The sequence below is a fragment of the Sphingobacteriaceae bacterium genome (assembly GCA_002319075.1).
GTDB lineage: Bacteria > Bacteroidota > Bacteroidia > B-17B0 > Aurantibacillaceae > Aurantibacillus.
In genome coordinates, this window is record NVQB01000001.1 from 2315161 (window position 1) to 2328541 (window position 13381).

9 protein-coding genes are annotated in these 13381 nt (G+C 37.2%); 3 read left to right on the top strand and 6 right to left on the bottom strand.

What is annotated here, in order from left to right; translation table 11 throughout:
- Positions 1-3: 3 nt before the first annotated feature.
- Complete coding sequence (locus CNR22_10115) at positions 4-2829, bottom strand: hypothetical protein (protein PBQ32110.1); 2826 nt, start codon at positions 2827-2829, stop codon at positions 4-6.
- Positions 2830-2954: 125 nt separating this feature from the next.
- Here CNR22_10115 and CNR22_10120 point away from each other — a divergent pair, with 125 nt between their 5' ends.
- From CNR22_10120 to CNR22_10130, 3 genes are all read left to right on the top strand, one after another.
- The gene (locus tag CNR22_10120; protein ID PBQ32111.1) at positions 2955-4007 is read left to right on the top strand and encodes a hypothetical protein; all 1053 of its coding nucleotides are present in this window, start codon (positions 2955-2957) and stop codon (positions 4005-4007) included.
- A 12-nt stretch (positions 4008-4019) separates the two neighbouring features.
- Positions 4020-6173, top strand: coding sequence for a hypothetical protein (locus CNR22_10125; protein ID PBQ32112.1), 2154 nt, complete (start codon positions 4020-4022; stop codon positions 6171-6173).
- 1583 nt (positions 6174-7756) lie between these two features.
- Entirely contained in the window at positions 7757-7948 is a 192-nt protein-coding gene (locus CNR22_10130) for a hypothetical protein (protein PBQ32113.1), read from the top strand.
- 805 nt (positions 7949-8753) lie between these two features.
- On the opposite strand, the gene CNR22_10135 is transcribed toward CNR22_10130, so the two are convergent.
- The 5 genes from CNR22_10135 to rpiB all read right to left on the bottom strand — a co-directional run bounded on the left by CNR22_10135 (position 8754) and on the right by rpiB (position 13309).
- Positions 8754-8957: a hypothetical protein gene (locus CNR22_10135; protein ID PBQ32114.1), complete on the bottom strand. Its 204-nt coding sequence runs from the start codon at positions 8955-8957 to the stop codon at positions 8754-8756.
- A 461-nt stretch (positions 8958-9418) separates the two neighbouring features.
- Positions 9419-10303: a methyltransferase gene (locus CNR22_10140; GenBank protein ID PBQ32115.1), complete on the bottom strand. Its 885-nt coding sequence runs from the start codon at positions 10301-10303 to the stop codon at positions 9419-9421.
- A 24-nt stretch (positions 10304-10327) separates the two neighbouring features.
- The gene (locus CNR22_10145) at positions 10328-12214 is read right to left on the bottom strand and encodes a tRNA uridine-5-carboxymethylaminomethyl(34) synthesis enzyme MnmG (GenBank protein ID PBQ32116.1); all 1887 of its coding nucleotides are present in this window, start codon (positions 12212-12214) and stop codon (positions 10328-10330) included.
- Between the two features lie 125 nt (positions 12215-12339).
- Complete coding sequence (locus CNR22_10150) at positions 12340-12864, bottom strand: hypothetical protein (protein PBQ32117.1); 525 nt, start codon at positions 12862-12864, stop codon at positions 12340-12342.
- Between the two features lie 10 nt (positions 12865-12874).
- Positions 12875-13309 (bottom strand): ribose 5-phosphate isomerase B, encoded by a 435-nt coding sequence (gene rpiB / locus CNR22_10155; GenBank protein PBQ32118.1) that lies wholly within the window; start codon positions 13307-13309, stop codon positions 12875-12877.
- Positions 13310-13381 lie beyond the last annotated feature (72 nt).

Sequence of the window (13381 nt, forward strand, 5' to 3'; positions counted from 1 at the left end):
TTATTACTTGCTTAGCATTACAAATGCGCTCCAGTAAAAAGGCTCTTTGTATTTTATTTTCAACTGTTTTATCGCATCTGAAAAAGCCTGGATTTTATTTCCACTCTTAGCGTAATTATTATAAAATAATGTCATCAGTTGCATTGTAGCATCATCACTTACACTCCACAAACTCATTACAATGCTTTTTGCCCCTGCAATTAAGAACGCCCGTTGCAAACCATAAACTCCCTCGCCTTGTTTAACGCTGCCAAGCCCTGTTTCACAAGCACTTAACACTACCAGGTCCGTTTTGTCGAGGTTCAAACTCATAGCCTCATAGGCCGTTAAAATGCCATTCTCGCTATTTGAAGCCGCGCGGTAACTTTCATCAAAAACATTGTCACAATTTGCAAGTAAAACACCACTTCTTAATAAAGGATTTTCTTTAGCAGCAGAGATATCCACGCCTAAAACCTTTGTAGTTTCCATTTGACTAAGATCTGCTAAAAAATAGCCGTGTGTAGCAATATGTAAAATGCTGGGGGAATTGATTTCTTTGATTTTTGCCTCGGTAGCCTTGTCTCCGTATAGAGACGTTGTTTTCACTTTATAAGGCACCAGTAATTTGGTAATGTTTTTTACTTCAGCCTCGGTGCCTGGCAGCTGTGCAATCATCTCATGTTTTCCGTAAAGTGGATTTCCGATCATAAACGCCGTTGCCGGTTTAACTGAAGCGCTTTCATTTTGTTTTATGTCAATAATGTCTTTAGTATTCCCAGCAAAAAGTAACGTATACCTGTCTACTAAATACTTTCCGTTTCCATCTTTTAAAGCGTTTATACTTAGCTGATGATAAGCCCCATCGAGTGACAAATATATTTTGGTTATGCCCTTCAACTGCTCATCCAGCACTTTCCAGGTTATGCCATAAGCTTCGTTCTCAGGTTTCATGTTAATTGTTTTCTCGCGGAAAGCACCAATAGCTGTTTCAATAGTCTTACCGTCGCCTAGGTCTATTAGTTTAATGTCTGCTACTGTTAAAGTAAGGGCTATGTAATTTTGTTTGTCTGTGAACCCATTTTTATATTCATTCAGTTCAACAATCTCTATAGCACATTCATTTGTTTTTAATAATTTTTGAATGGTTTCATACGTTACTGGTTTATCTGTCGTGGTTTCCTTAAACAACGCGCTTTTTTGAGAAAGCTCTCTTTCCAATTCGTCTGCTCTCCTTTTTAAACTATCCAGATTTACTTTTTCCTGTGCTAGTTCTTCTTTGCTCAACTGATAAGCTTGATTTAAATTTTCTTTAGTCTCAAGCCATTGCGAATAAGTTGTTTTTAACGACTCGTCGGTACTGGATGAAATTATGTTTCTGATTTTTGAAGAGTTGCTTAATAAAAACCCTTTTGTATTTACTACGGTGTTGTAGAATAGTTTTATTAAATCAGCATCATTTTTATAATTGTTGTAAACAAAAGAATAAAAGCGTTGCAGGCGCGTGTTGGTTTTTTCCCAGTACAAAGTCTTTTCATTTTCATTTAAAGCATCAAAGAAAGTATTAATGTAGTTGAGCGTGTTATCAATTACTATCTTATAATTTGCCTTAGCCTCACTAATTTTGTTTACCTGCCATTGCGTTAAAGAAAGGTCTTCAAGCGCTTGTATATAGTTTGGATGTGCTTCTCCATAAATTTCCTTTTTTTCAGCAACCACTTTTGTGATCAGCTCCATTGCCTTGTCGTTGTTATTTGTAAAGCGGTAAAAATTTGCGAGCTCCTGTTGAACGGCAACTGTAGCGGGATTTTTTTCACCAAGCTTCTTTTTATTAATGTCGTAGGCACTTTGTAATAATTTTTCAACTTCAGCGGTCTTACCCATCTCCATGTATAGTTGCGCCAGACCTTTTTTAAGATGCGCAAGATCCGGATGCGCGCCTAATTTTTTTTCTTTAATACCTATTGCTTTTTTATAAAGTTGCTCTGATTCTGTGTACTTTTTTTCGAAACGATAAATATTTGCCAGATTTATCTGAAGCTTTATAAAGTTGCTGGAGTTGTCTTTTAAAACTTCAGTAGCCTTTGCAATACTACTATTCATTGATGCTTCGGCTTCTTTAAGTTTATTCATGTCAAGGTAAGTCATGGCAAGATTGTTATAAATCAATGCTATGGCCAACTCATCGTCTTGCTCCTTTGAAAGATCTAAGGCTTTTTTAAAATCCTTTTCAGCCTCTGTGTAAAATCCTGTCTCCTTTTTTAAAACAGCGTTGTTGTTAATAGCAACAATGATCATGCCTTTGTTATCAACCCTTTCATGCAAAACGATAGCCTGTTCATCCAAAGGTTTTGCCTTAGTGTATCTGCCGCGCGACTGATAAAGCAATCCAAGATCAGTAATGGTTTGTGCGTAATTTAAAGTTGATGTTTTTGAATCTTTTTCATACAAAAACTTTGCAAGTTTTAAGTTTTGCTCAGCGAGGTAAAACTTGTTACTCGCCATTAAAAGTTCTCCATTTTTTAAATTGGTATACGCCCTGTCTTCAACGCTCTTAGTCTCATCGTTAGCTAATTTGGCCGAGTTTAAAAGAGTGCTGCTAAAAGCATTTCCTTTTTCATCTGCTTCAAAAGTACCACTGTTGTCTAAAAAAGAAATAGCGTAATTAAAATTACTTTCATCATATTCTTTACGTTGCTTATCGAGACTTTCGGTCGCTTTTTCCCTCCCTTTTTCTTTTAATTTTACTTTAGAGTCGTTTGCTTTATCTTTTAAAAAGCCCCCTACGCTTTGTGAATACGAGGTAAAAGTCAAAATCATCACTATAAAAAAAGGCAAAATTTTTGGCATCACTTAGGGTTTAAGAGAATAAAATTAAGCAGAATTTTTATTAAAACCGTTTTGTTTAGAAGATTTTGAAGCGTCATTCTACAAGCAAGCTTCAATCTCTATTTTTAATACTTGTTCCTATTCACATGAAATATTTTTTTGTTTTTATTTTTTCATCTCTCTGCGGGCTTTTACGCTCACAAGACACCGTAAAAGTGGCTCTGAATCTCGATCCGCAGCAGCTCGCAGAATATGATTACAACAAGGGGCTAGATGCTTTAAAAGCGAAAGATTACTACTCTGCTTTTACTCTATTTTCGAAATGCCTGGCTGTAAAGCCTGATTTTGATAAAGCATATGCAAACCGCGCGATAGCATCAACCAATCTAAAACGATACGACGAAGCGCTTTCCGATCTTGATCGTGCGATCTCAATTTCGCCCCAAAATCCCGATAACTATTTTAATAAAAGCATTGTGTTTATGCGTTTAAATAAAAAAGACAGTCAGGATGTGGCGCTGGATGTGTGTTTAAGGCTCAACGGAGAACATGCCGAGGCTTCCTATTACAAAGGGCTTTTAGCATATGAAGCGGGTGATTTTGATAAGGCTATTGGATATTATTCTGTTTCTGTAGTATCCAATCGTAATTATTCGTTCGCCTATAATGACCGGGCCAGTGCCAAACGTGCAAAAGGAGATTTAGAAGGGGCTGTAGAAGATTATGACAAAGCCTTGATTATTGACACTACCCATGCCTTTATTTTTAACAATGCCGGGTCTGCCTATAGAGCAAAAAAGAGTTATGATAAAGCAATTGCAGCGTACACAAAGGCGCTTAAAATCGATCCTAAGTACCTTACAGCATTGCTTAATCGGGGGGCGGCTTACTTTGAGAACAATGACCTCAAGTCTGCTCAGAATGACTTTGAAGAGGTTTTAAGCCAAGACCCTAAAAGCTCTTCTGCTTATAACAATTTGTGTTCGATTGCATTAAAAAATAAAGATTATAAGAAAGCGCGTGAACTTTCAACCAGGGCTATTGAATTGGATCCTAAGAATGGACCGGCTTATTATAATCGCGGTATTGCACGTCAACTATTGCGCGAAGAAGAAGGCTGCTGCAGCGATTGGAAAGCCGCCCTGGAGTTAGGTGTAAGTAGCGCCAAAGCCTTTATCAATGCATCTTGTACCGATTAATCAATTCAACGAATGATGAAATTAAATTACTATCTCTTTGCTTTTATTCTTGGATCTCTGCTAAGCACTGCACAAAGCGTTGCATTTGATAAAGCAAATTTTCCTGGGAAAAAAGATGAATTTAAAGATGCTGCCCGCAAGTTAGATGCAGGGACCGATTTTTACACTCAGGCGCGAAAAGAGTTTGACGAACAACGACGCTATTTTTTGATGACTAACCGGTATTTACCGGTTAGTCATCACGACCATCGTAGAGCGGGATACGCTCTTTTCAGAAGTGCCCTGAGCCCTCTTTCTGATGCCAACACCTTTAATCCAAATAATTTTGAGCTCAATTACATGCTGGGTTTCATCTGGTTTAATACCGATCCTGTTAGCAAGGAAACACTGAGATTTTTTGAAGCCGCTTATAAATTAAGACCCGAAAAAGAAACAGATCTTTCATTTTGGTTAGCATGGACTTATCAATTAAACAATAATTGGAACGAGGCAATAAAACTTTACAATAGCTTTCTCCAAACGCTTCTTCCCAAAGCAAAACTTAATGCAGGAAATATTGAAGACATTAAAAAGAAAATTTCTGAATGCGAAATAGGTAAAAAGTTAAGCGAAAATCCGGAAAGAGTTTTTGTGGACAATCTTGGCAACACAATAAATACTGCCTACCCAGAATACGGGCCATCCATTTCAACAGATGAAGCTACGATCTTTTTTACCGCCCGTAGATCGAATTCTGTTGGGGGAAAAAGAGATCTTAGCGACAATGGGTTTTTTGAAGATGTTTATACCTCAGAAAAAAAGGATGGTAAATGGCTTCCGTCAAAACAACTTAGTAAAAACGTTAACACCGACGACCACGATGCTACTGCAGGACTCTCTCCCGACGGAAGCAAACTCTATGTATACAGAAACATTGGAAACGACGGTGGAGATTTGTACGAAAGTGTACTATTTGGTCTCGACTGGGAAGAACCGGTGCGCATGAACAAAAACATCAACACAAAATACCATGAGTCTACTGTAAGTCTAAGCTTTGATGGCAAGCGTCTGTTTTTTGTTACGGATAGGGAGTCTGGGATTGGCGCCCAAGACATTTATTACAGCGATATGGATGTAAATGGCGAATGGGGCATTTCAAAAAATATAGGTCCTGAGCTTAACACCAAATACAGAGAAGAGGGCGTTTTTATGCATCCAGATGGTGTAACTCTTTATTTCAGCAGTCAAGGACATGGCTCTATGGGAGGTTTTGACATTTTCAAATCCACTTTAGAAAACGGGAAATGGTCCCCGCCAATAAATCTTGGTTATCCGATAAATGGACCTGATGATGATGTTTTTTTTGTTGTAAGCGGAAGTGGTAACCGTGCTTACTTTGCCTCTGCTAAACAGGGAGGGTTTGGAGAGCAGGATATTTATAAAATCACTTTCCTGGGTCCGGAGAAACAACCCCTTTTAAACACACAAGATCAGCTTATAGCAGCAGTTGGTAATGCCGTGAGTAATTTTAAAACAGAAAGCGCTGTAGAGGTTAAATCGTCTAAATTGACCATTTTAAAAGGAATTATAACAGACGAAAAAAGCCAAAAGCCCATTGAGGCTACTATCGAATTAACCGACAATGAAAAAGGAGTTCTTCTTGCTACCTTTAAATCTAATAGGAGTTCTGGAAAATACCTCGTAACACTACCCAGTGGGAAAAATTACGGACTTGCAGTTAAAAGCTTTGGTTATCTTTTTCACTCCGAGAACTTTAATCTTCCTGAAACCGCTGAATTCCAGGAGTTTAACCTGAACATAATTTTGAAGAAAATGGAAGTGGGAACTTCCGTAGTTTTAAAGAATATTTTCTTTGATTTCGATAAATCAACTATTAAGCCCGAATCCCAAAGCGAATTAAACCGGCTTATTAAACTCCTCAAAGACAATCCTGCGTTAAAGATTGAATTGTCAAGCCACACCGATGATGTTGGTTCTGACGAGTACAATACCCGTTTAAGTTTCTCGCGATCAAATTCGGTGGTAGATTATCTTATAGCCAAAGGTATTTCCCCTGCTCGTTTAATTCCTAAAGGATATGGAGAAAGTGCGCCTATCGATAAAAACGATACAGAAGAAGGCAGACAAAATAACAGACGCACAGAGTTTAAAATTCTCTCTAAATAGCATAAGTATTTTTCTCGTTAAAAATCTCTTAGTGTAAGCGTTCAATTTGTATTGGCAGACTTACACTTTTACATCCCCTGGATCTTGCGTTTTTTTAAACCATATAGATACCTTGACTGCCAGGGCTTACGATTAACATTATGGCGTTAGTGTATTCTTAAGTATATATCGCCCCTCTTCCATCTGGATCATGATTTTGCCCATATGATCAAATTAAGACCATTAGAAGCCCCAGAAGGTGCAAGCTGAATTGGCCTTTACTCATTGATTAATTTGTTGCGTTCCACGTGAAACAATTGCGTTGAGCATTGATGGATTTAAAGAATAAAAACCGCATTAAATCTCTGGCGAATGAAGTCAAAATCCTTACTAATCCTTATTCGTGGGATTATTTTATACCATACCTTATTGATTAACGCTTCATAGATTCTCCCAAAACTCGGTCTTCCATCAGACATATAAGTTGCCTTTTGTTGTATTTAAGTCCTCGTCGTGCATATAGGAACAGCTAAAGTGTATTAGAGACCTTGGCAAAGGCTTAATGGCAAAAATATGAGCATTGCTACCAATCGAAAACCTCGGGTCAGACTATCCCAATGAACGTTATCGTTTCAGGAAATCTTTATGAGCTGATAAAAACTTTGCGCCGCTTGTACACTTTAGGATAAGTGATAAAAAATTGCTGCACTAACCATTCCGAGACAAAGTATCGGGTTATGCTAAACTAGGCCCCTCTAATAACCACCTCCTATTGTTTTGAATGATTTTCTTGTTGAGCTTATTCACTAACAGGTAATCGAAATCGGTATTATTTTCCAGCCACTTTCCTTTATAATTCCCGGTAGAATTTAAACGACTAAATAATCGGTACAAACATCAATTTAGATTCTAGCACGTCAAAACGCCAACCTACCACCTTCTAGAACCTCTACAATTGAATTTACCGACGTCGATACAATGTGTTCTAACATATTACCAATTTTAAACTCAGATCAAGTAACTAACAGAGTTATACGCCTCATAGCAACTTTCGTTTAACAAGACATAATTATATAAAGAGCCTTTTGCCCAAAAACGAACCAAGCTCTTCGAGCATATATCGACAACACATTGATTCAATACGAACTCACGGGAATTAGTCGTAACGATATTTTCAGGGATACAAAAAAGATGTTCCACGTGAAACAAATGCACGAAAAAACGCGATATGCTCTTAATGATAGAGGGGGTTCTGTGTACGAGAATAAACGCATTCCATTTGTAGAACAGACCAAAAGCAGGAAGTGTTGCCATTAACTCTAATGCACTTCACATCTATTTTCAGGTTTTGATAAAAAATGCCCACCCAGCTATAATGAAATCCCACCCCTCTTCCAGTAAAGCACACTTCTTTCATGATTGTACTAGGCGCTATATGGATCATAAACCACAATGCATTTAAATAACTATTAAATGATTTGCAAGGAATGCTAGCATCTTTTATTTAAGAAATTCATAGGAACGCCTCTGGTTGAGCTCCACTAATAGACAAAAAGCTAACCGCGCTAAGTATGGAATACAAGCAAACAAACCGACTTTGTATCATGGGTGAATCAACACAATTATTCCGCTGCTTACTATGCTTGAAGACATCGAAGTTTACCTTCAATAGTCTTTCCTTGTACAAGAAGGCAAAACCAGCTAAGCTTAAAATACAACCAAACAGAACTATAGGGAATGATAGGTATAAGGCAAACGTGTCTATGGCAATCATTTTGGAGGCAGGGCAGGTTTGATTCGATACAACTACGATGTACAAAAAAAGAAACGGGGTACGAAAATTAAACACAACCACACAGAACTATTATGGATCGGTAACTCAACACAATCTTCTCTGTGTTGATCATACTGGGAGATATCCAGGTTAGCTTCGATACATTTTCCTTATGCATAAAAGCGAAGCGTGTTAGGAGACTTAAACAATACTATTCTGGATCGGAACTTAACACAATCTCATCTGTTAAACATGATGGGACAACTCCAGCTTCGCTTCGATAAACTCCCTTTTACATAAAACCGGGGTAAGAATTAAAGATAATCAAACAGAACTATTCCGGATCGGTAATACAAGACCATCTTCTCTCTGTTGATCATATTACAGAAATCCATCATTGTAAAAAACTTAACCCAGCCAAGTTCATACGAACCAAACTTTACTATAGTGCATAATGGGTAATCTAGCTCAAACATGACTCTGCTGATCATTGTGGGAGACATCCAGTTGCTTCGATATATTTTCCTGCTGCATAATAGGGAAGTGGGTTAGGAGGCTTAAACTATCCGACAATACTATTCTGGATCGATACTCAACACAATCTTATCTGTTAATCATGATGGCACAAATCCAGCCTCGCTTCGATAAACTTCCTTGTTACAAAAAACCGGGTAAGAGAACTAAAGACATTCAAACAGAAGTATTCCGGATGGGTAAAACACGACCACCTTCTCTCTATTGATATTAAAAAAACCCAGGCTTGTTCTATATACTTTCCTTGTACAAAAAACTAAACCCATCTAAGTTTTAAACTCAACCAAACTTTACTATGGTAGGTAAGCTAACGCAAACTTGTCTCTACTGATCATGATGGGAGAGATCCCGGTTTGCTTCGATACATTTTCTTTATGCATAAAAACGATGGGGGCTAAGAGAATTAAACAGACCATTCTGGATTGGTAACTCAGCGCAATCTTCTCTGTGCTGATCATCATGGAGACATCCAGTTGCCTCAACACATTTTCCTGCATAAAAGCAAAGCCGGGTAAGAGAATTAACAGAGTTGTTCTGGATCCCCTAAGTCCACACAATTATCCTATCTGTTGATCAAGCTGTGAGAAATGTATATTTCGTTCCCAGAGTCTATCTTTATACAACCCTAGGTTTTGCTAAACAAACTACAAATGTTAGGAAAAGATCCACAGACATAAGTACCCCAACTCTCTTACGTTAACACAAAGTGGCAGACTAAGTTTAGCTTGATTAATCACTCACGAAATTCTAAATACATAGACCGTTATCGAAAATCTTCCCTCTGCGGTTAAATAAAATAAGCTGGACCTATCTCTTAATAAGAACTTGGTTCACAAAAATAGAATACATTTAAGTGAGCGTGGTAAGGTTAAGCGTGAAACAAGTTCTCCAGATACCCCCATAAAAAAGCTCCAACAAATTGTTGGAGCTTAATAAAGGAATCTAGCTAATACACCTTCTATTTGAATCTAAACATGTATATAACGCTAGAGTAATCTCCAGCATCCTTAGCCTTAAGGTTTGATTTAAGGCCATTTAAAAAGGCACTAAAATACCTTATAGATCCTGTTTTGTATTTCTCACTAAGCATGCTTACATAAAAGCTATCGAATTTCATGGGAAGCTTTTGTGATAAAGTAAAGCCGTATTCTGAAAGAAGCGCTGTTATACTTATTGGGTCAAAATGATAAAGATGCCTTGGAACATCATAAGCTGCCCAAAATTGTTTGTAATGATTTGCATCATAACTTGTATGATTAGGAACCGCGATTATTAGAACCCCATCGCGATTCAATCTCGCTTTCAAAAAGTTGAGTGTATCTTCAAGGTCTGTCACATGCTCCAGTACGTGCCATAAAGTAATTGCGTCAAATTTCTCATCCGGATAAGCTTTGCTCAATTCAGTCTTATCGGCGTGTACCTTAAGATTCATATCCCGGGCAATTTTTCTTGCACCGGAATCGGGCTCCATGCCTATAGATCTCCAACCAGCATTTTGACATACATCTAAAAACATTCCTGTTCCACATCCATAGTCTAAAATTGTTCCACGTGAAACATTTGATGATACGAGTGCGAGTTTGTTCTTTAGTGTGTAATTTCTAACCAAATGATAAAGCCTCGATATGATTCCTTTTTTTGTATTAGAATGCGAAATATAATCTTCCGATTTATAATAATTTCCCAAATCCGAAAACTCTGGAATGGGGTTAGTAAATTTAAAACTGCATTGCTTACACGAAACAATTTCAAATTTTTCATGACTTACTGTGTAATCTTCGCAAGTAATAAAGTGCTCGAAGTTTTGGTTTTTACAAACCGGGCAATGGGTATGATTATGCATAATAGAATTGTTCCACGTGAAACATTAACGGCCAAGGTGGATTAAAAGAACTGAAACATCAGCAGGATTGATTCCCGAAATTCTACTTGCCTGACCGATTGTGGCTGGTTTAAATTTATTAAGTTTTTCTTTTGCTTCCGCGCCTAAACCACCAACGGTATCAAAATTGAATTCAGAGCTTATTATTAGGTCTTCTAATCTTTTAAGTTTGTCGGCGTTCTCTCTCTCTCTTTCAATATATCCTTCATATTTCATTAAAATCTCAGCTTGCTCTAAAACGTCATTGCTAAAATTTTTCATAGCTGAAGCAAGAACAGGATCATTGTTTTTAATATCCGGAATTCCGATGTTGGGGCGAGAAAGGATGTTTGTATATCTTAATTTTTGATTGATAGGGGCGGAGCCTATCGACTCTAAAAACGGATTAATAACTTCAGGTTCTACACTCGTATTTTTAAAATATGAAATTACCTTATTGTAGTTTTCTACTTTCTCATTTACGGCATTAAATCTTTCTTCACTTGCCAAACCTATAGTTCTTGAAATTGGAGTAAGACGAACGTCTGCATTATCTTGTCTTAACAACAAACGGTACTCTGCTCTAGAAGTAAACATACGATAAGGCTCATCGGTTCCTTTTGTAACAAGGTCATCAATTAAAACTCCTATGTAAGCTTCATAACGATTTAAAACCAGTGGTTTCTTATCTGATATTTTAAGATGTGCATTTATACCTGCCATTAAACCCTGGCAAGCCGCTTCTTCATATCCGGTAGTTCCATTAATTTGTCCTGCGAAATAAAGATTATCTACCAGATGTGTTTCGAGGGTTAATTTTAATTGTGTAGGTGGAAAATAATCATATTCTATGGCGTATCCAGGACGAAACATTTTTGCATTCTCGAGTCCAGGGATTAAGCGCAACGCTTTTTGCTGAACATCTTCGGGTAGGGAAGAAGAAAACCCATTCAAATAAATCTCAACAGTGTTCCAACCTTCAGGCTCAACAAATAATTGATGTCTTTCCCTTTCGCTAAATCTCGTAATTTTATCTTCAATGCTTGGACAATACCTTGGCCCAAGCCCTTGAATTCTTCCTTGAAACATAGGCGATTTTTCAAACCCGGTTTTTAGAATATCGTGTACTTTTTGATTTGTATATGTTACGTGACACGGAAGTTGCTTTTTTGGGTTAGCTCCTATAAAAGGAGATGTTCCGTCTAAATAAGAAAATTTATCAATTACTTCGTCACCACCTTGTTCTTCCATTTTGGAATAATCTAAAGATCTTCCATCTATCCTTGGAGGGGTGCCGGTTTTCATTCTTCCACTTTCAAATCCTATTTGGACTAGTTGTTCCGTTATTCCATGGCTTGCCGACTCTCCAGTTCTCCCTCCTCCTAATTGTTTTTCTCCAATATGAATAATGCCGTTTAAAAAAGTTCCATTTGTAAGAACCACCGCTTTGGCTCTAAATTCCATTCCCATTCCCGTAATAATTCCTTCTACGCGTTTTCCGTCTTTCGAAATTATTAATTGTCTCACCATGTCCTGCCAGAAATCTACGTTTGGAGTTTGTTCCAACATTTCGCGCCATAAACCTGCAAACATCATTCTGTCATTTTGCGTGCGTGGACTCCACATAGCAGGACCTTTACTTCTGTTTAGCATACGAAATTGTATCGCACTTTTATCCGAAACAATACCACTATAACCTCCAAGTGCATCAATCTCTCTAACAATTTGTCCTTTAGCAATTCCACCCATTGCAGGATTGCAACTCATCTGTGCGATGGTTTGCATATTCATAGTAACCAATAAAACCTTGGATCCCATGTTGGCCGCAGCTGCAGCTGCTTCACAGCCTGCATGTCCCGCTCCAACTACTATAATATCGTAAGAATTTTGCAAGATAATTTTTTGCAAAGATATAGATTTATTCCGCCACTAAGACGGTGATAGACAAGCTATTTAAGCTATTTGGGAATTATTTGATTTAATCTCTAATTATAATATAGGAACGATCGTTCTTATATTTATTCAATAGCATCTTCGATCTTTTCTAATTTGTCGTCAGTAAATTTTCCACTAACCATTTCCACTATTTTTCCATCTTTATTTACAACAAAAAAATAGGGGATTTTATTATCTTCAACACCTAACTGTTTTTGAAGTTCGTTGACATCTGTTTTTTCTGTGTCCATTATATGTGGCCAGAATTCTTTATCTGTACCTTTTTTAAAATCCTGCGCTATTTTCTTAAACCCAGAGATCATGGGTACAAAAATGAAATTAACATCATAAAGTTCAGCCATATCAAAATTCCCTGTTTTTTCTTTCTTCATGAAATTATCATAAAGCGGATTTAACCACTTCTTAAGATCTTCTTCTGCGCTCCGGTTAAAAGCGATGGCTATAATAGTAGACTTTCCATTTTCCATTGGTAAATTTGCCTTTTTATCGTCAAGAGTGGTTCCGATCACAGAAGGGAACATTTTTCCTTTTTGGGCAGTAGCATTAAAAGCTAGAATTGCGAAACTTATAATCAGAATTTTTTTCATGCAGACAAATTTAAATGTCTATTTTTTCTACGCGAGCCTGGTGACGTCCGCCTTCAAATTTTGTGCTTAAAAAAATATCAAGGCATTTCTCTGCTTCTTCCATTGTTATGTACCTGGCAGGTAAAACAAGTATGTTAGCATCATTATGTAAACGGGCCAAACTTGCTATTTCTGAATTCCAACACAATGCAGCTCTAATACCAGCGTGTTTATTGGCACTCATATTAATACCATTACCGCTTCCACACATTAAAACACCAAAATCTACCTCTTTATTAAGAACAGACATAGCCACTGCATGGCCAAAATCAGGATAATCAGCTCTTTCCGCTGAATAACATCCTTTGTCATTAACTGAATAAGTTTTAGACTTTAAATAATCCAGTAAATGTTGTTTTAAATCAAAACCTGCATGATCAGAGCCTATTGCAATTTTTATACTCATATTTTTTATATCTAAATGCACTTATAAATGATTGTTCAAAAATACTAATCAACGCTAATTAACACTAATAAA

Excerpts from the sequence above, each read along its gene's own strand:
- CNR22_10135 (PBQ32114.1), bottom strand. The coding sequence starts at position 8,957 with ATGCAGGAAAATGTGTTGAGGCAACTGGATGTCTCCATGATGATCAGC.
- CNR22_10125 (PBQ32112.1), top strand. The coding sequence starts at position 4,020 with ATGATGAAATTAAATTACTATCTCTTTGCTTTTATTCTTGGATCTCTG.
- CNR22_10150 (PBQ32117.1), bottom strand. The coding sequence starts at position 12,864 with ATGAAAAAAATTCTGATTATAAGTTTCGCAATTCTAGCTTTTAATGCT.
- CNR22_10140 (PBQ32115.1), bottom strand. The coding sequence starts at position 10,303 with ATGCATAATCATACCCATTGCCCGGTTTGTAAAAACCAAAACTTCGAG.
- CNR22_10120 (PBQ32111.1), top strand. The coding sequence starts at position 2,955 with ATGAAATATTTTTTTGTTTTTATTTTTTCATCTCTCTGCGGGCTTTTA.
- CNR22_10130 (PBQ32113.1), top strand. The coding sequence starts at position 7,757 with ATGGGTGAATCAACACAATTATTCCGCTGCTTACTATGCTTGAAGACA.
- rpiB (PBQ32118.1), bottom strand. The coding sequence starts at position 13,309 with ATGAGTATAAAAATTGCAATAGGCTCTGATCATGCAGGTTTTGATTTA.
- CNR22_10115 (PBQ32110.1), bottom strand. The coding sequence starts at position 2,829 with ATGCCAAAAATTTTGCCTTTTTTTATAGTGATGATTTTGACTTTTACC.